At 31.8% G+C, this 23,913-nt stretch carries 28 protein-coding genes and 1 pseudogene; 15 read left to right on the top strand and 14 right to left on the bottom strand.

The genetic code is table 11. The annotated features are described in order from the left end of the window. Positions 1-102: 102 nt before the first annotated feature. The 4 genes from BLT48_RS13555 to BLT48_RS13540 form a co-directional block, all read right to left on the bottom strand. Positions 103-597 carry an NUDIX hydrolase gene (locus BLT48_RS13555; RefSeq protein WP_034536308.1) on the bottom strand — a complete coding sequence of 165 codons (495 nt, stop codon included), beginning with the start codon at positions 595-597 and terminating at the stop codon, positions 103-105. A 62-nt stretch (positions 598-659) separates the two neighbouring features. Beyond that, the gene (locus BLT48_RS13550; protein WP_025017242.1) at positions 660-1,112 is read right to left on the bottom strand and encodes an HIT family protein; all 453 of its coding nucleotides are present in this window, start codon (positions 1,110-1,112) and stop codon (positions 660-662) included. Positions 1,113-1,501: 389 nt separating this feature from the next. Continuing rightward, a complete protein-coding gene (locus tag BLT48_RS13545; RefSeq protein ID WP_089978846.1) occupies positions 1,502-2,131 on the bottom strand; it encodes a Type 1 glutamine amidotransferase-like domain-containing protein in 630 nt (209 codons plus the stop codon). Between the two features lie 47 nt (positions 2,132-2,178). Then, positions 2,179-2,730 carry a tyrosine-type recombinase/integrase gene (locus BLT48_RS13540; RefSeq protein WP_007725642.1) on the bottom strand — a complete coding sequence of 184 codons (552 nt, stop codon included), beginning with the start codon at positions 2,728-2,730 and terminating at the stop codon, positions 2,179-2,181. Positions 2,731-3,038: 308 nt separating this feature from the next. On the opposite strand from BLT48_RS13540, the gene BLT48_RS13535 reads away from it, so the two are divergent. Beyond that, a complete protein-coding gene (locus tag BLT48_RS13535) occupies positions 3,039-3,548 on the top strand; it encodes a helix-turn-helix domain-containing protein (protein ID WP_089978843.1) in 510 nt (169 codons plus the stop codon). A 580-nt stretch (positions 3,549-4,128) separates the two neighbouring features. Here the strand turns inward: BLT48_RS13535 and BLT48_RS13530 are convergent. Beyond that, complete coding sequence (locus BLT48_RS13530; RefSeq protein WP_029277006.1) at positions 4,129-4,479, bottom strand: bacteriocin immunity protein; 351 nt, start codon at positions 4,477-4,479, stop codon at positions 4,129-4,131. A 2-nt stretch (positions 4,480-4,481) separates the two neighbouring features. Next, complete coding sequence (locus BLT48_RS13525) at positions 4,482-4,598, bottom strand: leucocin A/sakacin P family class II bacteriocin (RefSeq protein WP_143019123.1); 117 nt, start codon at positions 4,596-4,598, stop codon at positions 4,482-4,484. A 448-nt stretch (positions 4,599-5,046) separates the two neighbouring features. On the opposite strand from BLT48_RS13525, the gene BLT48_RS13520 reads away from it, so the two are divergent. Next, positions 5,047-6,366, top strand: coding sequence for an IS1380 family transposase (locus BLT48_RS13520; RefSeq protein WP_089978869.1), 1,320 nt, complete (start codon positions 5,047-5,049; stop codon positions 6,364-6,366). A gap of 417 nt (positions 6,367-6,783) precedes the next feature. On the opposite strand, the gene BLT48_RS13515 is transcribed toward BLT48_RS13520, so the two are convergent. Both BLT48_RS13515 and BLT48_RS13510 read right to left on the bottom strand, forming a co-directional pair. Continuing rightward, on the bottom strand, positions 6,784-7,335 hold the full coding sequence (locus tag BLT48_RS13515) for a helix-turn-helix domain-containing protein (RefSeq protein ID WP_089978866.1): 552 nt from the start codon (positions 7,333-7,335) through the stop codon (positions 6,784-6,786). A gap of 220 nt (positions 7,336-7,555) precedes the next feature. Beyond that, positions 7,556-8,416 (bottom strand): DUF5677 domain-containing protein, encoded by an 861-nt coding sequence (locus BLT48_RS13510; RefSeq protein WP_089978864.1) that lies wholly within the window; start codon positions 8,414-8,416, stop codon positions 7,556-7,558. Positions 8,417-8,787: 371 nt separating this feature from the next. Between BLT48_RS13510 and BLT48_RS13505 the strand changes: the two genes are divergently transcribed. The 11 genes from BLT48_RS13505 (at position 8,788) to BLT48_RS13455 (ending at position 16,965) form a co-directional block, all read left to right on the top strand. Next, complete coding sequence (locus BLT48_RS13505; protein ID WP_089978862.1) at positions 8,788-9,705, top strand: ribonuclease H1 domain-containing protein; 918 nt, start codon at positions 8,788-8,790, stop codon at positions 9,703-9,705. A 3-nt stretch (positions 9,706-9,708) separates the two neighbouring features. Then, positions 9,709-10,809: a type II toxin-antitoxin system RnlA family toxin gene (locus BLT48_RS13500; protein WP_089978859.1), complete on the top strand. Its 1,101-nt coding sequence runs from the start codon at positions 9,709-9,711 to the stop codon at positions 10,807-10,809. 69 nt (positions 10,810-10,878) lie between these two features. Next, positions 10,879-11,262, top strand: a complete 384-nt coding sequence (locus BLT48_RS13495) for a type II toxin-antitoxin system RnlB family antitoxin (protein WP_089978857.1) — start codon at positions 10,879-10,881, stop codon at positions 11,260-11,262. A gap of 741 nt (positions 11,263-12,003) precedes the next feature. Then, positions 12,004-12,357: a plasmid mobilization protein gene (locus BLT48_RS13490; RefSeq protein WP_089978854.1), complete on the top strand. Its 354-nt coding sequence runs from the start codon at positions 12,004-12,006 to the stop codon at positions 12,355-12,357. Continuing rightward, the gene (locus BLT48_RS13485) at positions 12,336-13,304 is read left to right on the top strand and encodes a relaxase/mobilization nuclease domain-containing protein (protein WP_176944169.1); all 969 of its coding nucleotides are present in this window, start codon (positions 12,336-12,338) and stop codon (positions 13,302-13,304) included. Before BLT48_RS13490 ends, BLT48_RS13485 begins: the two co-directional genes overlap by 22 nt. 40 nt (positions 13,305-13,344) lie before the next feature. After that, the gene (locus tag BLT48_RS13480) at positions 13,345-13,632 is read left to right on the top strand and encodes a hypothetical protein (RefSeq protein ID WP_089974374.1); all 288 of its coding nucleotides are present in this window, start codon (positions 13,345-13,347) and stop codon (positions 13,630-13,632) included. Between the two features lie 3 nt (positions 13,633-13,635). Then, on the top strand, positions 13,636-14,154 hold the full coding sequence (locus BLT48_RS13475; protein ID WP_089974376.1) for a hypothetical protein: 519 nt from the start codon (positions 13,636-13,638) through the stop codon (positions 14,152-14,154). Positions 14,155-14,661: 507 nt separating this feature from the next. Next, positions 14,662-15,819, top strand: coding sequence for a RepB family plasmid replication initiator protein (locus BLT48_RS13470; protein WP_035019986.1), 1,158 nt, complete (start codon positions 14,662-14,664; stop codon positions 15,817-15,819). 105 nt (positions 15,820-15,924) lie between these two features. Continuing rightward, positions 15,925-16,356: a DUF536 domain-containing protein gene (locus BLT48_RS13465; RefSeq protein WP_244885839.1), complete on the top strand. Its 432-nt coding sequence runs from the start codon at positions 15,925-15,927 to the stop codon at positions 16,354-16,356. An 86-nt stretch (positions 16,357-16,442) separates the two neighbouring features. Beyond that, positions 16,443-16,712 carry a type II toxin-antitoxin system Phd/YefM family antitoxin gene (locus BLT48_RS13460; RefSeq protein ID WP_035019984.1) on the top strand — a complete coding sequence of 90 codons (270 nt, stop codon included), beginning with the start codon at positions 16,443-16,445 and terminating at the stop codon, positions 16,710-16,712. Continuing rightward, entirely contained in the window at positions 16,705-16,965 is a 261-nt protein-coding gene (locus BLT48_RS13455; RefSeq protein ID WP_034545036.1) for a Txe/YoeB family addiction module toxin, read from the top strand. Before BLT48_RS13460 ends, BLT48_RS13455 begins: the two co-directional genes overlap by 8 nt. 145 nt (positions 16,966-17,110) lie before the next feature. Here BLT48_RS13455 and BLT48_RS13450 read toward each other — a convergent pair whose 3' ends face one another. The 4 genes from BLT48_RS13450 to BLT48_RS13435 all read right to left on the bottom strand — a co-directional run bounded on the left by BLT48_RS13450 (position 17,111) and on the right by BLT48_RS13435 (position 19,738). Continuing rightward, complete coding sequence (locus BLT48_RS13450; RefSeq protein WP_034536308.1) at positions 17,111-17,605, bottom strand: NUDIX hydrolase; 495 nt, start codon at positions 17,603-17,605, stop codon at positions 17,111-17,113. A gap of 62 nt (positions 17,606-17,667) precedes the next feature. Continuing rightward, complete coding sequence (locus tag BLT48_RS13445) at positions 17,668-18,120, bottom strand: HIT family protein (protein ID WP_025017242.1); 453 nt, start codon at positions 18,118-18,120, stop codon at positions 17,668-17,670. A 389-nt stretch (positions 18,121-18,509) separates the two neighbouring features. Then, positions 18,510-19,139, bottom strand: coding sequence for a Type 1 glutamine amidotransferase-like domain-containing protein (locus BLT48_RS13440; protein ID WP_089978846.1), 630 nt, complete (start codon positions 19,137-19,139; stop codon positions 18,510-18,512). A 47-nt stretch (positions 19,140-19,186) separates the two neighbouring features. After that, positions 19,187-19,738: a tyrosine-type recombinase/integrase gene (locus BLT48_RS13435; RefSeq protein WP_007725642.1), complete on the bottom strand. Its 552-nt coding sequence runs from the start codon at positions 19,736-19,738 to the stop codon at positions 19,187-19,189. Positions 19,739-20,046: 308 nt separating this feature from the next. On the opposite strand from BLT48_RS13435, the gene BLT48_RS13430 reads away from it, so the two are divergent. Further along, on the top strand, positions 20,047-20,556 hold the full coding sequence (locus BLT48_RS13430; RefSeq protein ID WP_089978843.1) for a helix-turn-helix domain-containing protein: 510 nt from the start codon (positions 20,047-20,049) through the stop codon (positions 20,554-20,556). A gap of 580 nt (positions 20,557-21,136) precedes the next feature. On the opposite strand, the gene BLT48_RS13425 is transcribed toward BLT48_RS13430, so the two are convergent. Then, positions 21,137-21,487, bottom strand: a complete 351-nt coding sequence (locus tag BLT48_RS13425; protein ID WP_029277006.1) for a bacteriocin immunity protein — start codon at positions 21,485-21,487, stop codon at positions 21,137-21,139. A 2-nt stretch (positions 21,488-21,489) separates the two neighbouring features. After that, entirely contained in the window at positions 21,490-21,606 is a 117-nt protein-coding gene (locus BLT48_RS13420; RefSeq protein ID WP_143019123.1) for a leucocin A/sakacin P family class II bacteriocin, read from the bottom strand. A gap of 448 nt (positions 21,607-22,054) precedes the next feature. On the opposite strand from BLT48_RS13420, the pseudogene BLT48_RS13415 reads away from it, so the two are divergent. Continuing rightward, a pseudogene (locus tag BLT48_RS13415) lies at positions 22,055-23,373 on the top strand (IS1380 family transposase). Positions 23,374-23,913: the final 540 nt, after the last annotated feature.

Below are 23,913 nucleotides of genomic sequence, written 5' to 3'. Positions count from 1 at the left end.
AACTATTCAAAGTAAAAAACAAGACCCTCTTCAATAAAATAAAGAGGGTCTTGTTTTTTACTTCGTATAATTGGGTTTTATGTAAACTAATGCTTTTATTAATTAATATACTGGTGAATCTAATATATTCCATTTATCAAGAATCCAGCCTTTATCTATAAAGGTTCCTTTTTGGATATATTCTTTTGCTTTTAATACTAAAAGAGAAGAATTGTCCTCAGTTAATTCTTCCAGAGGTAACCATATGGAACCTACAGAGTCTTGACCAAGAAATTGATCTACCTTTTCAAAATTTTCTCCTATAAAAGAATCAATCTCATAAAATGTAGCTATATGATTATTCATATTAGTATTTTCATATCTCCATGGATACAGAAAATTAACTACACCTAACTGTTGAAAAGCTTTCACTGTTAAATTAGTTTCTTCTTTGATTTCTCTAACTAAAGTATCTTCTAATCTTTCTCCAAATTCTTGACTACCTCCAGGTAAATCAAATCTATTAATATAGGGACCACTTGTTTTTTTGATAACTAAAAGTTTATTTTTTCTATAAAGTATTCCATAAACTCCAAATGCCCTATGGTATCTATCCATACTCATATTCCCCTTTTACTTTATGTAATTGTAGTTAGGTATGTTACCTGATTAAATAACTATTAGGAATAATGTTTGTTTAAATAATCTAGAATGCTATTGCGTATTTCATCGTGCTGTTTAGGATTATAAGCCGTTTCCTTTTTTTGCCAGTTAGAACTATCATACAACCACACAGGCATACGTCTTCGTTCTTCTTTTTCCCATTTAAAACGTGGAAAAACATGAGCATGTAAATAGTTATCAGTATTTCCTAAAATGTCATAATTCACTCTGATAGGATTGCAACTATGTATAATAGCATCTCCCAAAATACTCATGTCAGAAAGAAACTGTTCACGTTCCTCTAAAGGTAAGTCATTTAAAGAATTCACTTCTCTTTTTGGTAATAAAACACAATATCCGGGTAAAAACTGTACATCTCCAAAAACAGCATACCCACCTTTTAATTCTTTTATCAACATTGGATTAGTTCCATTTTTTGAAGATAAAATTCGGTTCTCGTACCATTCCATACAACCACTCCTTTTCTACTTGAATAATGATTATTATAGCAAAATATCCAATAAGCTTATTGAATAGATAAATAATTGTTTAGTTATTGTTTTTAAAAATCACTTTAATAACAACGAATGTTATACTTATTTAGTAGAAATCATTTATGTACTTTGCATTTTAAAGGGGGGTGTATTTTGAAAGTACTTACTAATAACCAATTCAAATACGCTATTTTTAAACCCAATAATAATAAAAATACTGAAAAAACAATCTTTATTTACCCTGGTTAGGGCGGTAGCATTGACCATTATTTTAATTTAGCTGAAAAGTTAGCTTAGGAAATTTAAACTTTATTTAAGAATAAAAACAATAACTAATTCAATTATTTTTTTATAAGTGCTAAATTTTATTTATTAATTATTTTTGTTTTATTGTTAGTGACTAGTATAGCTTGATCATTGTTTAATCTATTGAGTGGCTGATTAAAAACTTTCTCAAATTGCAAAAGTTTTTTTGTGATCTCTTTATCTCGTGTAATCATTTCTTTATAATGTGGGAATATTCTTACGGTAGTGAGATTTAGAGCAGTCAAATTTTTAACGTTAAACAAGTTATCTTCAGGGTAAAGATAGTCCATTAAACTTAAATCAGGTCCCATAACAATAGAACCCGCACTCAACCCAATAATAGGAGTGCCGTTAGCTGCCATCTTTTTTATTATTTTATCAGCTCCACTCTTATTTAAATGATAGAGTAGGAAAAAAGGGTAACCTCCATTCAAAAATATTAATTGATAATTCTTCAATAAGTGAGCATTTTGAAACTCGACATCTAAAAAATCTACCTTATCAACTCCTAGTGCTAATAATTCACTCTTCACTTGTTGCATTTGAGGGTGCTTTTCTTTTTCTATAGGCCAAGAGGTTGAAATTATACAAGCGTTGCATGAGTTAAAATTTCCATCAACTAAATCTAACGCAGCGTTCTTAATAGAATCGGTTGAAAAACCATAGGCAGTTAATAATAGTTTTTTCATATATTTCTCCTTTTTATTTATTATATTCAATTGAACAACGGGTAAATTTAAAATCCCAATCTAAAATTCAATAAAGTTTCGCTGATTTCATCTTCATTGATCCCGATATAGCGCTTGGTTATTTTCTCACTGCTATGACCAAAGATTTCCATCAGTGTAGCCACGTCTTTAGTTTTCTTGTAATAGTGGTAGCCGAACGTCTTCCGCAACGTGTGCGTCCCAATATCGTCTCTTCCTAACAGCTTAGCGACCTTTTGAAACATCTGATAGACCGTATTGACTTCCACATGGCCACCTTTGGTGCTAGGAAACAAATAATCCTCTGGTGCTAAGTCTTTCGTGTACTCTAAAATCAAGTCCTGCAGACTACTCAAATACAAAATACGGGTTTTCCCTGTTTTTTTCTCAACGATTCGGGGATTTTTTGAAGAAATCAGGTCTTGTTTCTTCAATTTGACAATATCAGACATGCGCAAACCGCTATTAATGCCGATCAAAAATAGAAAAACATCGCGATCTGCGTTTTTATTGCGCCTTAAACAGAATAAAAAGTCGTTTATTTCTTGTTGGGTTCTTAATGGTTGGACATTGTAACTCATTTAAAAGCCCTCTCCTCTCATAAAAGTGATACATGATTTTGTTTAGTATACCACAAAATCATGTATTGGAGGACGTTATAAAAAAAGAACCCTATTAAAATAGGATTCGTGATACACGTTTTTATACAATTTCGTGTATCAGAATAATGGAATAACTTGCAACTGGCAAGGTGAGTTTGTCACAATAAGAACTAAATAAAACTCAACATTATTAGTGTAAGGATAATAAATAGTAAAATGTTAATTTGCGTTGCTTATAGCAACAAGTAATTAATTATATAATAGCAGTAGAAAAGAGGTTATCACTAATGCTAGGGGAAAATATTAAAGCAATTCGAAAATCGATAGGGCTTTCGCAAGAAGAACTTGCGATCAAACTAAATGTAGTGCGACAAACAATATCTAAATGGGAAAAAGGTTTGTCGGTTCCTGATTCTGATATGCTTATTTCTATATCGGAAGTGTTTGAAACATCCGTAAGCACTTTGCTTGGGGAAACTATAATTGAGTCGAAGGTTGATGACGTAAAAGTGATTTCTGAAAAACTTGAGGTCATCAACTTGCAACTCGCACAAAGGAAAGCAACAAGGAGCAAAACGTTTCACTGGCTTCTTATTTTACTGTTCGTGGTTATAGCTGCTATTTTCACCGTTTTAATAGTGTCAAATAGTCCTTACTTGGGTTGGGATTATAGTGACCCTGAAATCGCAGTTGTCGGAGTGGTTTTACACGGATTTGAGTGGTTGTTCATGAGAATAGCTCCAATTGCCCTTATTGGAGTTATCTTTGGGATTTTTTTGACACGGAAGAAAGTATAAAACTGCTCTACTTTTTTTTTAAGGTCTAATTTAAGGAATTAATCACATAATTGAAAAAATTAAAAAGGAGTGTTTCATATGGGTTTTTGGTACTTTCTAACATTATTTATAGGTATTTATCTTTTAATCCGATCGATATCTGCTTATAGAAACAATCAAGACAGCAAAGTAACCATTTTTATAAGTATTTTGCTTATTTTATTCTCCTTATTTATGTTTACTCCTTGGAGTGTTCAACTAATTGACTTAATATTTTCATGAATGAGTTTGTCTTAAAGGTAATTAAGACAAACTCAGAAAAAGTGCTAGAAGGACTGACAAGATTAAGATAGAGTAGATTTTATGCTCTATCTTTTTTCTTTTTAAGATGAAAAATAACCTTGATTACACAAGGTTTGGAACACATGATTTTATCTAATTTCATGTATTATTTTCTTTATTTATTAATTTATTTGTAATAGTTGAGCGATTATATCTGAACTACCTGGCAATAACATAATTAACGAAATGACAACAAATAAAACTCCGATAATAAGCAAACAAAAAAAGGACTAGAAATCAGTCCTTTTTCATTTATTATTTAATTTTTAGGCATTTTATTATCATCGAAGTAACTATAAAACTGAGATTTATCACCGTAGTTAGCTTTATATAAACCATTCAAACCAGCTCTTTGACCAATAACCCCAAGATCAGCAATTAAATTATTTTCATCCTTAGGAAAATAAAGTTTCCCTTTAAGACCAGTGCTATATATATAATTAACCAAACGTTGAACAAGCGCTTCTGGGTTACTTACAGTATCGATTTTTAGATACACTTGGTATAAAACGTCAATGATATCTAGTAATTCAGGACTGGAATTAGTGCGTTTTGATAGTTTATTATATAAATCATGAATAAGCTCTTTACTTTTTTCTGAATCACTCATATTTAACCACTCACACTTCCAAAAAGATTATCTCCCCAACGTTTAGTTCCTTCAGTCAAAGCCTGCCCCCAATTGACAGAACATTTTGTTTTAGTACATGAAACACCATTCCCATTCATAAAAATAACCTCCTTAACAAATTTAAAACAATTATATGTTATCAAATATTATACCATTTCTCTTTATATTCTATATCAATATAATTTACATAAAATAAAAACACAAAAGCCCATTTTTTAAAGGTTCTGTATACACTATTATAAGCAATTTCATGTATTGATACTTATTTTATTTTTATAGTATACATAGGAGGTTTTCAAATGAAAAATAAAAAGAAATTAATTATTTTTTTAATAGGATGTGTAGTAGGAGGCATTATTTACATACTACTATCTTAATTACCTATTTTAAACCTGAACAATTCATACTTTTCGTTGAAACATGTGCCAACTGCCTAACGGCAGCTTAAATTTACTTTTTCATTTTCACCTGTTAAGTGATGAAGAAAGAACCCCATTCTGATATGGTAAAGGTGTCTAAACCAACCATAAGAAAGGAGTTCTCTTCATGATTAGCTTACACAAAAACCAGGTAAAATTCAATTCAAACATCATCATTTCGCATACAGGTGGTCGTTTATCGAGTGATTCGGGTTTAGTCTTAGTTAAAGAAGTAATGGATACCTTCAAGTTTTCTGATTTGGCAAAATCACTTCTGGACATTAAAGATAACCGTGCTTACTACACGCATGATAATTTAGCGATATTAGAACAGCTCATTATGCAACTGATTGCTGGTTATTCGGCAGACTCGTCAGCTAATCTGTTACGACATGATCCAGTCTTTCAAATGGTGTTAGGCAGAAAACAATTAGCCTCACAATCGTCAATTTCACGGTTTCTGGATCGTTTCACCACGGAAAATGTGGGTCAATTACAATCATTAAATCAGTCGCTCATTGATAAAGCGCGTTTGATTCGCAATGACACCGAGTTAATCATTGATCTCGATTCCACTCATTCAGATACCTTTGGCCATCAAGAACAAACAGATTATAATGCCCATTATCAAACCTACGGCTACCACCCATTAGTTGCCTTTGACGGACTGACTGGAGATTTCTTAAAAGCTGAACTGCGTTCAGGTAATCAGTACACATCTAAAGGGGTGAAAGCCTTTATCAACCCATTGTTACACCACTACAATGAATCCATACCGAATACTGACATATTGGTTCGTGGAGACAGCGGCTTCGCAACACCAAAGGTGTATGAGTCTTGTGAAGAAAATGAAAGTCAGTATGTGATCCGATTAAAGAACAATCGGAGGTTAAGTCAATTAGCTGAGCAATCCGTACTTTACGGGGATAACCAAAAATGGGAAGATCGGGAAGTTCAGTATTTTTCAATGCCTTATCAAGCACAATCATGGTCGAAACCCCGTCGAGTCTGTATACGTTCCGTTCGTGAAGCAGGAGAATTGCTCTTTCACCACGCATTCATTGTGACTAATCTATCCGATAATGTCTCACCTGAAGTCATATTCTCTCTTTACGGCAAACGGGGTACAATGGAGAATTTCATCAAAGAAGCGAAATCAGGCTTTTATTTTGACAAAACAGATAGCCCACTCTTCCTGGAAAATCACGTTAGAATGATGATCAGTGTCCTGGCTTACAACCTCGTCAATTTTTTAAAGACCATTGGATTTGAACAAGTGAATCGGGGGATGACGATTCATTCTATACGATTGACATTGCTCAAAGTTGCCGGAAAACTCATTAAAACAGGTAGACAAGTCTATCTCAAACTGTCGAGTTATCATGTGTATCAAACTGAATTTTATAAGGTTTTTGAACGCTTACGGCGATCTAGGCAATGGATTTAGGCTAGTTATCGTAAAAATTTTTAACCTATTTTTCCAAGGGGTCAGTCTGCCCTTAAATAGACAAATAATTTTTATTATAGCCTTCTTCCGTAGATATCCTGTTCGAAAAACACATTATTTTGGAAGAATGTATCTGCCTAATTCAAATATAGGCACTTTGTTCAAAAAAATAGCTTAAATTTAGAGCTATGAATTATTCAGGTATTTATCAAGTTTTTTTTAATTCTAATTTTATTAATACACTATTATAAGCAATTTCATGTATCAAAGTTTTTAGTTCCCAAAAGTATATTAGTCGTTATAAAACAAAGAATCCTCTCTACCGAAAATGTAGAGAGGATTCTTTGTTTTATCTTTGAGTTATGAGGGTTCCCCATACATGAAACTAGTCAATTAATTTTTTTGGATAAAAGATGACTACTCGCTATAAACCATTTTCTTGTTATATTTTACATATTTTTTAAAAAAATCCACTAAGGTTTGAGTAGTCTTTTTAGCTAACGGATAAAGAACGAGCCCAGCGAGACATAAAAGGATACTTGCGAACGATTGGAAAAGGGAAAAACTTTGTGCTCCTATTACATTAGCTCCTAAAAGGATGATTGGCGATACAATAAAGGTTCCTGTAATTAACCAAAGAGCAAAAACGAGTAAGATAGTGGTTAAAGCTACGACTGAAACTAATAGTAAATTGAACAAGACTACCCCAACTAACGCAAACCAATTGAATTTTTTCATAGAGATTTCCTCCTCTTTCTTTTGGATAGATTTTTTTGTTTCAGAAATCAGTTCGTCAATCGACAATCCATAGAGGCTGCTTAATTCTTGTAAAACAAAAATATTGGGCAGTGTTTTATTTTGTTCCCACCTCGAAACGGTTTGTCGAGTAACATACAATTTTTTTGCAATATCTTCTTGCGTGAGATCCATTGCTGCTCGTGCTTCTTTTAGCGATTGACCTAGTGACATTTGGCTTAGCTCCTTTATAGTGAGTAGCTTACTTAATTTTAGAAGAAAATAAAAGCAACAAACGTGTTACACTGTTGGTATAATAGCCTTTTTAGTACAAATTCATAAAAATTCCGCTTACTTATATAAGGATATCGTTAAAAAGATATTTGGTATAAAAAAAAAAATAACCTCATAAACATGGGGTTATCTTTACACGACTTTATCTAATTTAATGATATTATAATTTGTAGCCATTTTCCTGTAACTGTTTGTAATGTCTTTTTATATTTAAAACTCTTATTCTATAAAAATTATCTTGTTTTGTACTATACTCATTATTAATTATATGAGCCAGCCTATTAATAAATGAACATAAGGGAGTTATAACAGCTAACATATTAGTTTCTTTTGAGATAGAAAAGTAACCAAATCCATCTTCTAATTTTGTGATCTTTAACTGTCTCATTGCTCCTATACCATGTACTTCCATAGAACCTAAAACATAAATAAACTCATGAGTTTGTATATTAAATACATTATCTTTAATTTCTTCTACTAACTTTCTCATATTTGGTGTTTTTCCATCTAAATTATACCATTGCTCGTAAAATTTATTGTCATTTTTTTTAAAAATTTTTACTTTTGATTTTTGTTCAAATCTTTGCTTATAAATCTTAATATAATTATCTATTGATATGTTTTCAGATGATTCTAGTAATGGATCTTCGTCCATCTTTTTTTTTAATATATTTTCCAAATCTATTCCCAATGAACTTCCTAATTTTTTCATTTTTTTCATCTCTTGTATATTAAAAGAATCCATTAATGCACTAGCTCTATTTTCTGTATCCTTATTAAGAATTGCACAAATATAGACTGACTGCTCAAAAATAGTTCTTAAAATAATTTCTATTGATTCGGTTCTTTCATTTTTTAGTAATAAGTTTATATCCTTAGCTTTGTCACTTATTGAATAACCTAAGGTAACAATTGCTGAATCTTTATATCCAAACTCCTCATGGGTGTCTTGCTTTTCTTTAGCAATATGATCTAGACATTCTTCAAAATTTTTTATAATATAATCAATACTATTTTCCATAAAACTTCCTCCTAGTTTTAAATCCTTGTCATAATAATAACTTTTATATTTAAAAATACATGTTATTATTAAATATATATCAACTTCAAGAAAAAAGGAAAAGGAAGGAACATGAGATATATTCAAAAAATCTTTCCAGAATTTGAATAGTTTGATACAATTAGAAAATTTTTTTAAACATCTCATAATATTTTGTTGCAAGCCCGGTAATTTTTTTTGCTGATAATACTTATTAAAGTTGTTTATAAAATTAGGTATAAATAACAGAAAATATAAAAATAGATTGTCAAAATTATTCTCTTTTTATATCCGATTTATAAAAGTTATATTACGATATAAAAAAAGATACTATATCATTAGGATGTGCTTATATGGGCAAATTTTACGCCGTAAGAACAGGTAGAAAAACAGGCATTTTTGAAACTTGGCATGCCTGTGAGTTACAAGTAAAAGGTTATCCAGGTTCACAGTATAAATCCTTTCAAAATAGACTAGAAGCTGAGGAATATTTAGATAACTCTACAATTGAAAAGACTGAATCACCAGGAACAGCACTACATATTTACGTTGATGGGAGCTATTCTAAAGCTCAAAACAGAGCTGGATTTGGATGTGTATTCGTAAAAAACGATACTATTTTAAAAGAAGTATCATTAGAAACTCCAATTATTTCTAATGATAACCTATGGAATGTATCTGCTGAAATAGCAGGCGTTTTATATGCTGTTGAATGGTGTGTCAAAAAAGAAGTGCCTAGCGTTACTATTTTTTACGATTACGAAGGATTAAGTTCTTGGTATGATGGTTCTTGGAAGGCTAATAAACAAACAACAAAAAATTATGTAAAAAAGATGAATGAATTAAAAAAACATATAAATATTAGCTTCAGCAAAGTGAAGGCACATTCAGGAGATTTTTTTAATGAAAAGGCTGATTTCTTAGCAAAAAAAGCTATCAATAATGTAAAAGAATCCATCAAATTTAATAGTAATCTCATTACAAATGAAAATATCGATATATATTTAAACTTAGAACTTTTTAATAAAATAGTAGGGGTTTTAAACACAGAAGAAGAAAAAACAATAATCATATGTAAAGGTTTTCATTTAAATGATCGTATAATTAATAAACTTGCAAAATACTTTTGGAAAAAAGATAAAAAAATGCTGAAAGACTTAGCAAATATAAAAATAACTTTTGACGTTAAATCTATGATTTTAAATATAGAATATAGTCAAAAAAAAATAGATGGTAAAATTATAAAACTAATACAGTTAGAGGGTAAATAATTCATGGCAAAAAAACCACTTTATGGTAAATTAAATATTGTACAGGATCAAATTGAAGTAGCAATAGTAGCCTTTTTTTCAGAAAAAACTGGAGAATATAGTATCGAAAATTTAAACCCAATTACCGAATCTAGAAATAGAATAGAATTTACTTATTTAGACGAATTATATAAAGTAGATTTTCATTTCAATAACGATGGAACTACCACTATTGACTTATCACCTGGTGGTCCAGATCCCATAAAAACAGAATTAGCTAACTATATTAAGACTTCTTCTATTTGTACTATTGATAAAATAAGTAATTTTGATAATCCTTGGTTTGTTTTTGAAGATTTTAATTATGATGATTTTATAGCAGTGATTTCTTTAATAAAAGAACAAGATAATGTCAAGGAATCTGAGTATAAAAAAACTGATATTGCTGAAATTTGGTCTCTCAAGTCTACACCAGGGGAAAAAGTAAATGTTAGTTTTTTCAAAAAAAATAAAAAAGCTGTAATACAAGGTAAACCATTAACACTATTTTCTGACATATATACTTCATTAATATCTTTAATGGATATTGAAAATGTCCCAGCCATTATGAATCAACAAACGTACGTTGCAGAAAAGGTTACAAAAAAATCAATAGAGGCAGAATTGGAGAACTATTTACCAAATTGTTCTGATAAAATTAGTAGCAAAGTACGTATCCTATGTTACCAATCAATATTTAATTTAAAAATACATGATGAAATGTTTGATTATGGATTTTTAAGTTTTCCATCCTTAAAGTTATTAGAAGGTCACCTTAAATATATTATGAAAGATAAGTCAATTCAATTAAAGGATGGAAACTTTAGTATGTTTATAAAAGATCCTTTAGAAAGACAAAAATATATCTTACATCCTGAATATGATTCATATTTTACAGCGAAACAAAAAAATGCAGTCAATAATGCTTATACTTTTTACAATATTCATAGACATTCTATTTTCCATTGGGGAAATATAGATAGTCCCATTAAAGGCAGAGATACCACCATTGTACATGACAGACCTGATACAGCTCATGGTATTATAAACAATGCTTTAGACATTGTAAATTCCTACTATATGTAGTTAATAGTAGGAATTTACAATTAAAAATGTTAACATATTGTTTAGTTTAAGTTTAAGGAGGAAGTAGCTATGAAAATGTACAAGATAATTAAACCAACTACACGTATAGATAATTATCAATGTATTGTAATGGCCACCTCTTACACTGATCCTTTAGAACAGATGGACTTAATTAGAAATCTTGAAAATGATCTTAGAGACTTAAAAATTTCCAAAGGTACAGTTGTTTTTGATTTATTAACTTGTATCGGTGATAATTTTGAACGATTCTCAACATTGTGTTTTGATGGTTATAAATTTAATTTAAATTCTTATGAAATTATAAATGTTCCTAAAAAAAGTATTCTCCGTAAAAATATGACTATTTTTTTCAATAAATTAGATAAACAATTAGAAAGTACCGTTTTAAATTCTACTCAGATTAAATTAATCCGTCATGGATTAACTATTTAATTTCAGAATAATTTTGAACGAAAAATAAACAGCAGGCCGAAATGAACCCATTTCAGGTCTGTTTTTTTGTTTAAGTAAACATTTAGAAAATATAAATTTTATTTTTATATTAGATATCGTATATTTTATTTGAACGAAGACACGCTGGGATACTTTTTTGACAAAAAAATCCTAATGAAGGACGTTTACAAACAGTAAATCGATCATTCATTTAAGACACTTATTTTCACCAAAATACTATTCGAAAAACGGTTGGTTCGCATAGTATTTTTAGAGGGGAGATCTGGCAAAAAACAGTCAGATCTATTGAGGAGCAAAGTTGAAAAACGGTGCTCTTTTTTGTCCGTTTGCGAGCAGCGAATCGGACAAAAAAAACACATTGTTACCTGTCAAAAGACAGATAACAATGTGCTCCTTTGGGGGTCTTAGGGGGAGCAGCGCATCCACCTAACAGGGAGTATTTGGGTACCAAATACGTAGCCTGTTGTATTTGGTGTTGTTGTATTTCTTGTTTTATGACCGAATAGGGAGTAACATAAGAAATACAACAACACCTTTTTTTGAAACGTTTTGACAAGGTGACCGAATAGGGAACGTTGGCAAATAAGTGGAGAAAAAAAGCACTGGTCTTAGGTCTGAAAGGCGACTGAATAAGGAGCGTTTTAGACCTAAGACCAGTTAGTCATGCAGCGAGAAATGGAGACCGAATAGGGAGCCATTTAGAGAGGAGAGACTACGTCCGTGAGCGAACAAAAAAAAGAGAACCGACGTGAAGAACGTCAAGTGAAATTTCGCGTGAACGAAGCCGAATATGAGAAGCTCAGCTACCTAGCGGAGCAACAAGGTATGAGCGTACCCAACTTTGTTAAAAGCAAGGCGAAAGGGACTCGCATGCGAAACCCGAAAATCGAGATTGAAGGAGCCAAAGAAATCGCTCGTCAGCTGCGGTATTACAATTCCAATTTGAATCAGTTAGTCAAATGGATTAACACGAATAAAGCTCTTTATGAACCCAACGAACTAAAAGCGATGGAACAGCAGCTATCCGGTATTCAGGAAGGAGTGAAAGGCCTTTGGGAGCAATTATCAAGATAGCGAGTGCCACTAAAAATGGTTCAGCGACGGTCAACTACATTGCGAGACAAGGAAAAATTGACGTCAATTTAACCAGTGCACACCTCACTCCATTAAATTATCAAGCAGCGAGAGAACAAATGCGCCAAACGCGAGACTTAATGGGCAAGACAAAAGGGCGTCAAGGCTATCACTTGGTCCAGTCTTTTGACGCGACCGATCAGTTAACGCCTGTAAAAGCCCATCAGTTCGGACAAGAATTCATGTCCGAATTAAGCAAAATGTATCCCGATCATGAAATTTATATGGCCACACATACCGATACCGACCATCCACACAACCATTTTATGATCAATGCGGTCAATAGTGAAACGGGAGCTAAAATGGCCATTAATCCTCCTGATATCTATGAAATGCATGAAATTAATAATGACATTTCAAAAAAGCATGACTTGGTAGAATTGACTAAAGCTAAAAACAAGGTCTATCCGACTGAAATAGCGGCTTATACTCAAACTGGGAAGCAATATGAACGGGATTTAGTCAAAGAAAAAATTTATCACGCGAGAGATCAAGCCCATTCCTATCCGGAATTTGAACACTTACTATCTGAATCAGATGTAACCCTTACTTCTGAGATTGGAAAAAGGGGCCAAACGATCCGACAAAAGTATGTGACTCACGATTCAGAAGGAAAACAATGGACGTTTACCGCCTCAAGATTAGGCGAAGACTTTAAAAAGGAGCCGATTACCCATGCCATCATGGAACACCAACGAAAACGAGACAAACAACAATCTGACAGAGAACAACTTGAGCGCAGCAACACCGAAAGATTACGAGGACTTACTGCTAGCGTACGAGAAGTTGCGGACGAAGTACGAGCAGAGCGCAGAACACATGAGTCTGCTCGTCAGCCACCTCAAAACTCTCCAAACGTCAATCGAGACTTCGGACCAGAACGGTAAAGAGCAACTGGCGTATCATCGGAGACAAGAACAAAAAAGAGTGGAGCAATTTCAAGCTTTACTGACTGAAAATGAGCATTGGAAACAACAAACAGCCGTTGATTTAAAAGATTATTCCCCTGAAAAAATGGAACAAAAGTTAGATAAAATCGTCCACCAACATTTAGGCAACTACCAAGAAAAATTAGATGCGGTCTTGCAGCAAGCGGACCAACAAGCAAAAAAAGAACGTCGGACCGATTGGATCGAACGAATCAGTATTTTAGGCATTGGGGCCGTTACCCTTTTAGCTATTTACGGGATGTTTTCGTTCTTTATGGGGATGTAGCTGATGGGATTATTTTTTATGAAACTCATGTGGCGTATTTTGCCCGTTTTAAGCGTTTTGGTCGTGTTGGGGTGTTCTTATCTGATTTGGAGAGTAAAACTTCACCAGTGGTGGAATTCTGGCCATTTAAAGCGCGTTAGCCTTGTATCTCTTACTTCTTTAGTGCTTTGTTTCAGTGTGCTGCTGTTATTAGGGTATTCAACTCAATCAAAACTGCCGTTTGGATCAAAAATTCAAGAAATCTCTGCTCAACAACAAACAGTAAAAGAACAAAAACAAGCAATTGAAGCGGAAAAAGTAGCAACTGAAGAAAAAGATGATCAAATTGAAGAAAAACTAGAAGCTGCTTTAGATGTGGCGGATAAAGAACGAATCTATCTTACTAATAAAAATGAATCAACTATCATTACAGAGGATTGGTTTTTAGAAAACAAACAATTAATTGATCAGTTATCAGAAGATACCGATCGTGAAGAGTATACGAACCGATTTAAGTCCGTTAGAGACGTTTTCTTGAACTAAAGGTCCTTTTTATCTGGGGTACCATTCAAACGTTGAATAGCGCTGTTTTTTGAAGTGTGGGGTATGCAATGGTTCGAACCGTCGAGCGTAAGTCGAGACACAAGACATTGAAGATGGGCTTAGTCTTTTGTCTGTTGTAACAATCGTACCTTTTTTTATACGTATAAAGTAACTATAAATAATTTAGTAAATTACTAATTTGTACCTTGGTTATGACTAAGTATTTTAGATGAATTATAACGAGGTTATTTTATATTTATCTTAAATACTTTGTCTTTTAAACCTTTTGGGACGAAAAAAAAGCCTTTATATCAGTACTTACAGCTATTAAACAACGAGGAAAAACTGTGCATTGAACGAGGAAAAACTGTGCATTGAACGAGGAAAAACTGTTTAAAAGACGAATTTTTTTTATTTTTTTCGTCTTTTGTTGTATGATAAATACTATAGATAATTTTTATTCTTTGAATTGGATTTTTTTTTATCAAAGAACAGGAGGATTGAATTATGCAAATTTCAGATCGCAATAAGTCTCAAAAGGTGATACATATGGAAGATTTATATCTTCAAAAAACAGTAGAACATAATGATTTGGTGACTAGTGTAGCTAAAATGGATAAAGTTCCTTTGAAATTTTTTGAGTTGGCAGTATCTTGTTTGAATACTGAAAATACTCCTGAAAATAATACGGTTTTTTTGTCGAAAAAAACTCTTTTTTCTTTTTTTAAAGCAGAAGATAATGATAAACATGCTCGGTTCAAAAAAGCTTTAACTACTCTTCATAGACAATCTATTTTTGAGGTTCAAGAAGTAAATACAAAAGGAAAATTAAATTTTAAAATTATTTCTCCTATTTCCAGTAGCGAATGGAATGATTATAATGATGTTGTAGCAATTAAATTTACAGAAGATATTATGCCCTATCTGATTGATTTAAAACGTAATTTTACCCAATATCTGATTACCGATATTATGGAATTAAATAGTAAATATAGTATTATTTTATATAAATGGTTTTCTATGAATTATAATCAATATGATACTTACAAAGATACAAGTAAACGTACGAAAAATCAGATTAATCAAATGAAAAATCCTTATATTGATATTCAAGAATTACGTAAAATGACAAATACTGTAAGCGAATATGATAGAATATTTGATTTTGAAAAAAATATTCTAAAAACAGCTTTAGAAGAAATAAATAAGCATACACATTTTTCTATTACTTATGACAAAATAAAAACAGGACGTTCGATTTCAGGAATTCAATTTTATATAGATAAAAAAGTTGCAAAAAATTCCTTACCTTATAAAGAGAATGATTCGGAATATATTAAAGATAAAGTACAACAAGAACAAGAACAGCAGGAGCTTTTTAATAAGGCTGTACAAAATAAATATACGACTATATTAGGAGAAAATTTATTGATTGGATTTCGAGATATGCAAGATGTTACTAAAATGGCTAATCTACAAAAGCAAGTCTATCCTCTTTATGACGAATTAAAAAAATTACGCGGGATGAACGGAGTTAAAGATCACGTTAGTTACGTAGCTAACCATAAAAATGGGGCGGAATCTCAATTGCAAAACATAGTGAAATATTTGAAACGTTCAATTGAGCAATATTTACAAATAGTAAAAATTCAAAATATAGATTAAAATAAAAAAGTTGGAATTATTAATAAGTAGTTTCAACTTTTTTCTGTGCTATCATATGAGATAGTATAGAGATATCATAAATATATCAGAAAGCGGTGAATGTTTTTGTCAGATAACCGTGTTCAAATCATTGTTAGAGCTACAAAAGAAGAAAAAGAAAAACTTAAAGAAATTGCAAAATCAAAAAAAAAGTCTATGAATCAATTAATCCTAGATAGCGTGATTAATATCGATAATGATAGCACGGATGATAGCGCGGAAAATATCAAAGATAGCTCCGTTGATAGCACGATTATCAATGTTTTTAAAGATCAATTAGAGAGTAAAGATAAGCAAATTGATAAATTACAAAATCTACTTGATCAACAACAACAATTATCCCTTCAAACGAATAAACATATTGAACAATTACAGTTTCAATTATCTAATGAAACTACAGAGCATTCGACTAATAATCCTCTAATTAATGATAATTTTGAGAACACTTCCGAAGATTTTCAAAAAAAAGGTTTTTTAGGTCGCTTTTTCAAAAAATGACTTAGTTTAAAATCAAATAACTAAAATTGACATATTGTACAAAATGTTGTACAATTGTGATATAGATAATAAAGGAGGTCAATATAATGGAAGCTGTTGCTTACTCAAATTTTCGTCAAAATTTACGTAGCTATATGAAACAAGTAAATGAAGATGCGGATACATTGATTGTAACGAACAAAAATGTTGAAGATACTGTTGTAGTCTTATCAAAAAGAGATTATGACTCTATGCAAGAGACATTACGAGTGTTATCCAATGATTATGTCATGGGTAAACTACGACGTGGGGATCAACAATTTTCTGAAGGCAATTTTAAAACTCATGAGTTAATTGAGGTTAGCTTAGATGATTAAAGCATGGTCAGATGATGCATGGAATGACTATATTTATTGGCATGAACAAGGAAATAAATACAATGTAAAAAAGATCAATAAACTGATCAAAGACATTGACCGAGATCCTTTTACAGGTATAGGAAAGCCTGAACCATTAAAGTATGATTTATCCGGTAAATGGTCACGAAGAATTACGGACGAGCATCGTTTGATTTATAGTGTAATGAACGAGACAATCTATTTGTATTCAGCAAAAGATCATTACAAATAGAGCTATTGCTGTCTTTAGTTTAACATGTCAATTTAAAGCTCCTAACTATTCAAAGTAAAAAACAAGACCCTCTTCAATAAAATAAAGAGGGTCTTGTTTTTTACTTCGTATAATTGGGTTTTATGTAAACTAATGCTTTTATTAATTAATATACTGGTGAATCTAATATATTCCATTTATCAAGAATCCAGCCTTTATCTATAAAGGTTCCTTTTTGGATATATTCTTTTGCTTTTAATACTAAAAGAGAAGAATTGTCCTCAGTTAATTCTTCCAGAGGTAACCATATGGAACCTACAGAGTCTTGACCAAGAAATTGATCTACCTTTTCAAAATTTTCTCCTATAAAAGAATCAATCTCATAAAATGTAGCTATATGATTATTCATATTAGTATTTTCATATCTCCATGGATACAGAAAATTAACTACACCTAACTGTTGAAAAGCTTTCACTGTTAAATTAGTTTCTTCTTTGATTTCTCTAACTAAAGTATCTTCTAATCTTTCTCCAAATTCTTGACTACCTCCAGGTAAATCAAATCTATTAATATAGGGACCACTTGTTTTTTTGATAACTAAAAGTTTATTTTTTCTATAAAGTATTCCATAAACTCCAAATGCCCTATGGTATCTATCCATACTCATATTCCCCTTTTACTTTATGTAATTGTAGTTAGGTATGTTACCTGATTAAATAACTATTAGGAATAATGTTTGTTTAAATAATCTAGAATGCTATTGCGTATTTCATCGTGCTGTTTAGGATTATAAGCCGTTTCCTTTTTTTGCCAGTTAGAACTATCATACAACCACACAGGCATACGTCTTCGTTCTTCTTTTTCCCATTTAAAACGTGGAAAAACATGAGCATGTAAATAGTTATCAGTATTTCCTAAAATGTCATAATTCACTCTGATAGGATTGCAACTATGTATAATAGCATCTCCCAAAATACTCATGTCAGAAAGAAACTGTTCACGTTCCTCTAAAGGTAAGTCATTTAAAGAATTCACTTCTCTTTTTGGTAATAAAACACAATATCCGGGTAAAAACTGTACATCTCCAAAAACAGCATACCCACCTTTTAATTCTTTTATCAACATTGGATTAGTTCCATTTTTTGAAGATAAAATTCGGTTCTCGTACCATTCCATACAACCACTCCTTTTCTACTTGAATAATGATTATTATAGCAAAATATCCAATAAGCTTATTGAATAGATAAATAATTGTTTAGTTATTGTTTTTAAAAATCACTTTAATAACAACGAATGTTATACTTATTTAGTAGAAATCATTTATGTACTTTGCATTTTAAAGGGGGGTGTATTTTGAAAGTACTTACTAATAACCAATTCAAATACGCTATTTTTAAACCCAATAATAATAAAAATACTGAAAAAACAATCTTTATTTACCCTGGTTAGGGCGGTAGCATTGACCATTATTTTAATTTAGCTGAAAAGTTAGCTTAGGAAATTTAAACTTTATTTAAGAATAAAAACAATAACTAATTCAATTATTTTTTTATAAGTGCTAAATTTTATTTATTAATTATTTTTGTTTTATTGTTAGTGACTAGTATAGCTTGATCATTGTTTAATCTATTGAGTGGCTGATTAAAAACTTTCTCAAATTGCAAAAGTTTTTTTGTGATCTCTTTATCTCGTGTAATCATTTCTTTATAATGTGGGAATATTCTTACGGTAGTGAGATTTAGAGCAGTCAAATTTTTAACGTTAAACAAGTTATCTTCAGGGTAAAGATAGTCCATTAAACTTAAATCAGGTCCCATAACAATAGAACCCGCACTCAACCCAATAATAGGAGTGCCGTTAGCTGCCATCTTTTTTATTATTTTATCAGCTCCACTCTTATTTAAATGATAGAGTAGGAAAAAAGGGTAACCTCCATTCAAAAATATTAATTGATAATTCTTCAATAAGTGAGCATTTTGAAACTCGACATCTAAAAAATCTACCTTATCAACTCCTAGTGCTAATAATTCACTCTTCACTTGTTGCATTTGAGGGTGCTTTTCTTTTTCTATAGGCCAAGAGGTTGAAATTATACAAGCGTTGCATGAGTTAAAATTTCCATCAACTAAATCTAACGCAGCGTTCTTAATAGAATCGGTTGAAAAACCATAGGCAGTTAATAATAGTTTTTTCATATATTTCTCCTTTTTATTTATTATATTCAATTGAACAACGGGTAAATTTAAAATCCCAATCTAAAATTCAATAAAGTTTCGCTGATTTCATCTTCATTGATCCCGATATAGCGCTTGGTTATTTTCTCACTGCTATGACCAAAGATTTCCATCAGTGTAGCCACGTCTTTAGTTTTCTTGTAATAGTGGTAGCCGAACGTCTTCCGCAACGTGTGCGTCCCAATATCGTCTCTTCCTAACAGCTTAGCGACCTTTTGAAACATCTGATAGACCGTATTGACTTCCACATGGCCACCTTTGGTGCTAGGAAACAAATAATCCTCTGGTGCTAAGTCTTTCGTGTACTCTAAAATCAAGTCCTGCAGACTACTCAAATACAAAATACGGGTTTTCCCTGTTTTTTTCTCAACGATTCGGGGATTTTTTGAAGAAATCAGGTCTTGTTTCTTCAATTTGACAATATCAGACATGCGCAAACCGCTATTAATGCCGATCAAAAATAGAAAAACATCGCGATCTGCGTTTTTATTGCGCCTTAAACAGAATAAAAAGTCGTTTATTTCTTGTTGGGTTCTTAATGGTTGGACATTGTAACTCATTTAAAAGCCCTCTCCTCTCATAAAAGTGATACATGATTTTGTTTAGTATACCACAAAATCATGTATTGGAGGACGTTATAAAAAAAGAACCCTATTAAAATAGGATTCGTGATACACGTTTTTATACAATTTCGTGTATCAGAATAATGGAATAACTTGCAACTGGCAAGGTGAGTTTGTCACAATAAGAACTAAATAAAACTCAACATTATTAGTGTAAGGATAATAAATAGTAAAATGTTAATTTGCGTTGCTTATAGCAACAAGTAATTAATTATATAATAGCAGTAGAAAAGAGGTTATCACTAATGCTAGGGGAAAATATTAAAGCAATTCGAAAATCGATAGGGCTTTCGCAAGAAGAACTTGCGATCAAACTAAATGTAGTGCGACAAACAATATCTAAATGGGAAAAAGGTTTGTCGGTTCCTGATTCTGATATGCTTATTTCTATATCGGAAGTGTTTGAAACATCCGTAAGCACTTTGCTTGGGGAAACTATAATTGAGTCGAAGGTTGATGACGTAAAAGTGATTTCTGAAAAACTTGAGGTCATCAACTTGCAACTCGCACAAAGGAAAGCAACAAGGAGCAAAACGTTTCACTGGCTTCTTATTTTACTGTTCGTGGTTATAGCTGCTATTTTCACCGTTTTAATAGTGTCAAATAGTCCTTACTTGGGTTGGGATTATAGTGACCCTGAAATCGCAGTTGTCGGAGTGGTTTTACACGGATTTGAGTGGTTGTTCATGAGAATAGCTCCAATTGCCCTTATTGGAGTTATCTTTGGGATTTTTTTGACACGGAAGAAAGTATAAAACTGCTCTACTTTTTTTTTAAGGTCTAATTTAAGGAATTAATCACATAATTGAAAAAATTAAAAAGGAGTGTTTCATATGGGTTTTTGGTACTTTCTAACATTATTTATAGGTATTTATCTTTTAATCCGATCGATATCTGCTTATAGAAACAATCAAGACAGCAAAGTAACCATTTTTATAAGTATTTTGCTTATTTTATTCTCCTTATTTATGTTTACTCCTTGGAGTGTTCAACTAATTGACTTAATATTTTCATGAATGAGTTTGTCTTAAAGGTAATTAAGACAAACTCAGAAAAAGTGCTAGAAGGACTGACAAGATTAAGATAGAGTAGATTTTATGCTCTATCTTTTTTCTTTTTAAGATGAAAAATAACCTTGATTACACAAGGTTTGGAACACATGATTTTATCTAATTTCATGTATTATTTTCTTTATTTATTAATTTATTTGTAATAGTTGAGCGATTATATCTGAACTACCTGGCAATAACATAATTAACGAAATGACAACAAATAAAACTCCGATAATAAGCAAACAAAAAAAGGACTAGAAATCAGTCCTTTTTCATTTATTATTTAATTTTTAGGCATTTTATTATCATCGAAGTAACTATAAAACTGAGATTTATCACCGTAGTTAGCTTTATATAAACCATTCAAACCAGCTCTTTGACCAATAACCCCAAGATCAGCAATTAAATTATTTTCATCCTTAGGAAAATAAAGTTTCCCTTTAAGACCAGTGCTATATATATAATTAACCAAACGTTGAACAAGCGCTTCTGGGTTACTTACAGTATCGATTTTTAGATACACTTGGTATAAAACGTCAATGATATCTAGTAATTCAGGACTGGAATTAGTGCGTTTTGATAGTTTATTATATAAATCATGAATAAGCTCTTTACTTTTTTCTGAATCACTCATATTTAACCACTCACACTTCCAAAAAGATTATCTCCCCAACGTTTAGTTCCTTCAGTCAAAGCCTGCCCCCAATTGACAGAACATTTTGTTTTAGTACATGAAACACCATTCCCATTCATAAAAATAACCTCCTTAACAAATTTAAAACAATTATATGTTATCAAATATTATACCATTTCTCTTTATATTCTATATCAATATAATTTACATAAAATAAAAACACAAAAGCCCATTTTTTAAAGGTTCTGTATACACTATTATAAGCAATTTCATGTATTGATACTTATTTTATTTTTATAGTATACATAGGAGGTTTTCAAATGAAAAATAAAAAGAAATTAATTATTTTTTTAATAGGATGTGTAGTAGGAGGCATTATTTACATACTACTATCTTAATTACCTATTTTAAACCTGAACAATTCATACTTTTCGTTGAAACATGTGCCAACTGCCTAACGGCAGCTTAAATTTACTTTTTCATTTTCACCTGTTAAGTGATGAAGAAAGAACCCCATTCTGATATGGTAAAGGTGTCTAAACCAACCATAAGAAAGGAGTTCTCTTCATGATTAGCTTACACAAAAACCAGGTAAAATTCAATTCAAACATCATCATTTCGCATACAGGTGGTCGTTTATCGAGTGATTCGGGTTTAGTCTTAGTTAAAGAAGTAATGGATACCTTCAAGTTTTCTGATTTGGCAAAATCACTTCTGGACATTAAAGATAACCGTGCTTACTACACGCATGATAATTTAGCGATATTAGAACAGCTCATTATGCAACTGATTGCTGGTTATTCGGCAGACTCGTCAGCTAATCTGTTACGACATGATCCAGTCTTTCAAATGGTGTTAGGCAGAAAACAATTAGCCTCACAATCGTCAATTTCACGGTTTCTGGATCGTTTCACCACGGAAAATGTGGGTCAATTACAATCATTAAATCAGTCGCTCATTGATAAAGCGCGTTTGATTCGCAATGACACCGAGTTAATCATTGATCTCGATTCCACTCATTCAGATACCTTTGGCCATCAAGAACAAACAGATTATAATGCCCATTATCAAACCTACGGCTACCACCCATTAGTTGCCTTTGACGGACTGACTGGAGATTTCTTAAAAGCTGAACTGCGTTCAGGTAATCAGTACACATCTAAAGGGGTGAAAGCCTTTATCAACCCATTGTTACACCACTACAATGAATCCATACCGAATACTGACATATTGGTTCGTGGAGACAGCGGCTTCGCAACACCAAAGGTGTATGAGTCTTGTGAAGAAAATGAAAGTCAGTATGTGATCCGATTAAAGAACAATCGGAGGTTAAGTCAATTAGCTGAGCAATCCGTACTTTACGGGGATAACCAAAAATGGGAAGATCGGGAAGTTCAGTATTTTTCAATGCCTTATCAAGCACAATCATGGTCGAAACCCCGTCGAGTCTGTATACGTTCCGTTCGTGAAGCAGGAGAATTGCTCTTTCACCACGCATTCATTGTGACTAATCTATCCGATAATGTCTCACCTGAAGTCATATTCTCTCTTTACGGCAAACGGGGTACAATGGAGAATTTCATCAAAGAAGCGAAATCAGGCTTTTATTTTGACAAAACAGATAGCCCACTCTTCCTGGAAAATCACGTTAGAATGATGATCAGTGTCCTGGCTTACAACCTCGTCAATTTTTTAAAGACCATTGGATTTGAACAAGTGAATCGGGGATGACGATTCATTCTATACGATTGACATTGCTCAAAGTTGCCGGAAAACTCATTAAAACAGGTAGACAAGTCTATCTCAAACTGTCGAGTTATCATGTGTATCAAACTGAATTTTATAAGGTTTTTGAACGCTTACGGCGATCTAGGCAATGGATTTAGGCTAGTTATCGTAAAAATTTTTAACCTATTTTTCCAAGGGGTCAGTCTGCCCTTAAATAGACAAATAATTTTTATTATAGCCTTCTTCCGTAGATATCCTGTTCGAAAAAACACATTATTTTGGAAGAATGTATCTGCCTAATTCAAATATAGGCACTTTGTTCAAAAAAATAGCTTAAATTTAGAGCTATGAATTATTCAGGTATTTATCAAGTTTTTTTTAATTCTAATTTTATTAATACACTATTATAAGCAATTTCATGTATCAAAGTTTTTAGTTCCCAAAAGTATATTAGTCGTTATAAAACAAAGAATCCTCTCTACCGAAAATGTAGAGAGGATTCTTTGTTTTATCTTTGAGTTATGAGGGTTCCCCATACATGAAACTAGTCAATTAATTTTTTTGGATAAAAGATGACTACTCGCTATAAACCATTTTCTTGTTATATTTTACATATTTTTTTAAAAAAATCCACTAAGGTTTGAGTAGTCTTTTTAGCTAACGGATAAAGAACGAGCCCGCGAGACATAAAAGGATAC

The organism is Carnobacterium viridans, assembly GCF_900102725.1.
Taxonomy (GTDB): Bacteria; Bacillota; Bacilli; order Lactobacillales; family Carnobacteriaceae; genus Carnobacterium_B; species Carnobacterium_B viridans.
This window is presented reverse-complemented; position numbering and strand designations above follow the sequence as displayed.

Bases quoted from the DNA above. Each gene is read 5' to 3' on its own strand.
- BLT48_RS13555 (WP_034536308.1), bottom strand. From the start codon at position 597: ATGGATAGATACCATAGGGCATTTGGAGTTTATGGAATACTTTATAGA.
- BLT48_RS13550 (WP_025017242.1), bottom strand. From the start codon at position 1,112: ATGGAATGGTACGAGAACCGAATTTTATCTTCAAAAAATGGAACTAAT.
- BLT48_RS13545 (WP_089978846.1), bottom strand. From the start codon at position 2,131: ATGAAAAAACTATTATTAACTGCCTATGGTTTTTCAACCGATTCTATT.
- BLT48_RS13540 (WP_007725642.1), bottom strand. From the start codon at position 2,730: ATGAGTTACAATGTCCAACCATTAAGAACCCAACAAGAAATAAACGAC.
- BLT48_RS13535 (WP_089978843.1), top strand. From the start codon at position 3,039: ATGCTAGGGGAAAATATTAAAGCAATTCGAAAATCGATAGGGCTTTCG.
- BLT48_RS13530 (WP_029277006.1), bottom strand. From the start codon at position 4,479: ATGAGTGATTCAGAAAAAAGTAAAGAGCTTATTCATGATTTATATAAT.
- BLT48_RS13525 (WP_143019123.1), bottom strand. From the start codon at position 4,598: ATGAATGGGAATGGTGTTTCATGTACTAAAACAAAATGTTCTGTCAAT.
- BLT48_RS13520 (WP_089978869.1), top strand. From the start codon at position 5,047: ATGATTAGCTTACACAAAAACCAGGTAAAATTCAATTCAAACATCATC.
- BLT48_RS13515 (WP_089978866.1), bottom strand. From the start codon at position 7,335: ATGTCACTAGGTCAATCGCTAAAAGAAGCACGAGCAGCAATGGATCTC.
- BLT48_RS13510 (WP_089978864.1), bottom strand. From the start codon at position 8,416: ATGGAAAATAGTATTGATTATATTATAAAAAATTTTGAAGAATGTCTA.
- BLT48_RS13505 (WP_089978862.1), top strand. From the start codon at position 8,788: ATGGGCAAATTTTACGCCGTAAGAACAGGTAGAAAAACAGGCATTTTT.
- BLT48_RS13500 (WP_089978859.1), top strand. From the start codon at position 9,709: ATGGCAAAAAAACCACTTTATGGTAAATTAAATATTGTACAGGATCAA.
- BLT48_RS13495 (WP_089978857.1), top strand. From the start codon at position 10,879: ATGAAAATGTACAAGATAATTAAACCAACTACACGTATAGATAATTAT.
- BLT48_RS13475 (WP_089974376.1), top strand. From the start codon at position 13,636: ATGGGATTATTTTTTATGAAACTCATGTGGCGTATTTTGCCCGTTTTA.
- BLT48_RS13470 (WP_035019986.1), top strand. From the start codon at position 14,662: ATGCAAATTTCAGATCGCAATAAGTCTCAAAAGGTGATACATATGGAA.
- BLT48_RS13460 (WP_035019984.1), top strand. From the start codon at position 16,443: ATGGAAGCTGTTGCTTACTCAAATTTTCGTCAAAATTTACGTAGCTAT.
- BLT48_RS13455 (WP_034545036.1), top strand. From the start codon at position 16,705: ATGATTAAAGCATGGTCAGATGATGCATGGAATGACTATATTTATTGG.
- BLT48_RS13450 (WP_034536308.1), bottom strand. From the start codon at position 17,605: ATGGATAGATACCATAGGGCATTTGGAGTTTATGGAATACTTTATAGA.
- BLT48_RS13445 (WP_025017242.1), bottom strand. From the start codon at position 18,120: ATGGAATGGTACGAGAACCGAATTTTATCTTCAAAAAATGGAACTAAT.
- BLT48_RS13440 (WP_089978846.1), bottom strand. From the start codon at position 19,139: ATGAAAAAACTATTATTAACTGCCTATGGTTTTTCAACCGATTCTATT.
- BLT48_RS13435 (WP_007725642.1), bottom strand. From the start codon at position 19,738: ATGAGTTACAATGTCCAACCATTAAGAACCCAACAAGAAATAAACGAC.
- BLT48_RS13430 (WP_089978843.1), top strand. From the start codon at position 20,047: ATGCTAGGGGAAAATATTAAAGCAATTCGAAAATCGATAGGGCTTTCG.
- BLT48_RS13425 (WP_029277006.1), bottom strand. From the start codon at position 21,487: ATGAGTGATTCAGAAAAAAGTAAAGAGCTTATTCATGATTTATATAAT.
- BLT48_RS13420 (WP_143019123.1), bottom strand. From the start codon at position 21,606: ATGAATGGGAATGGTGTTTCATGTACTAAAACAAAATGTTCTGTCAAT.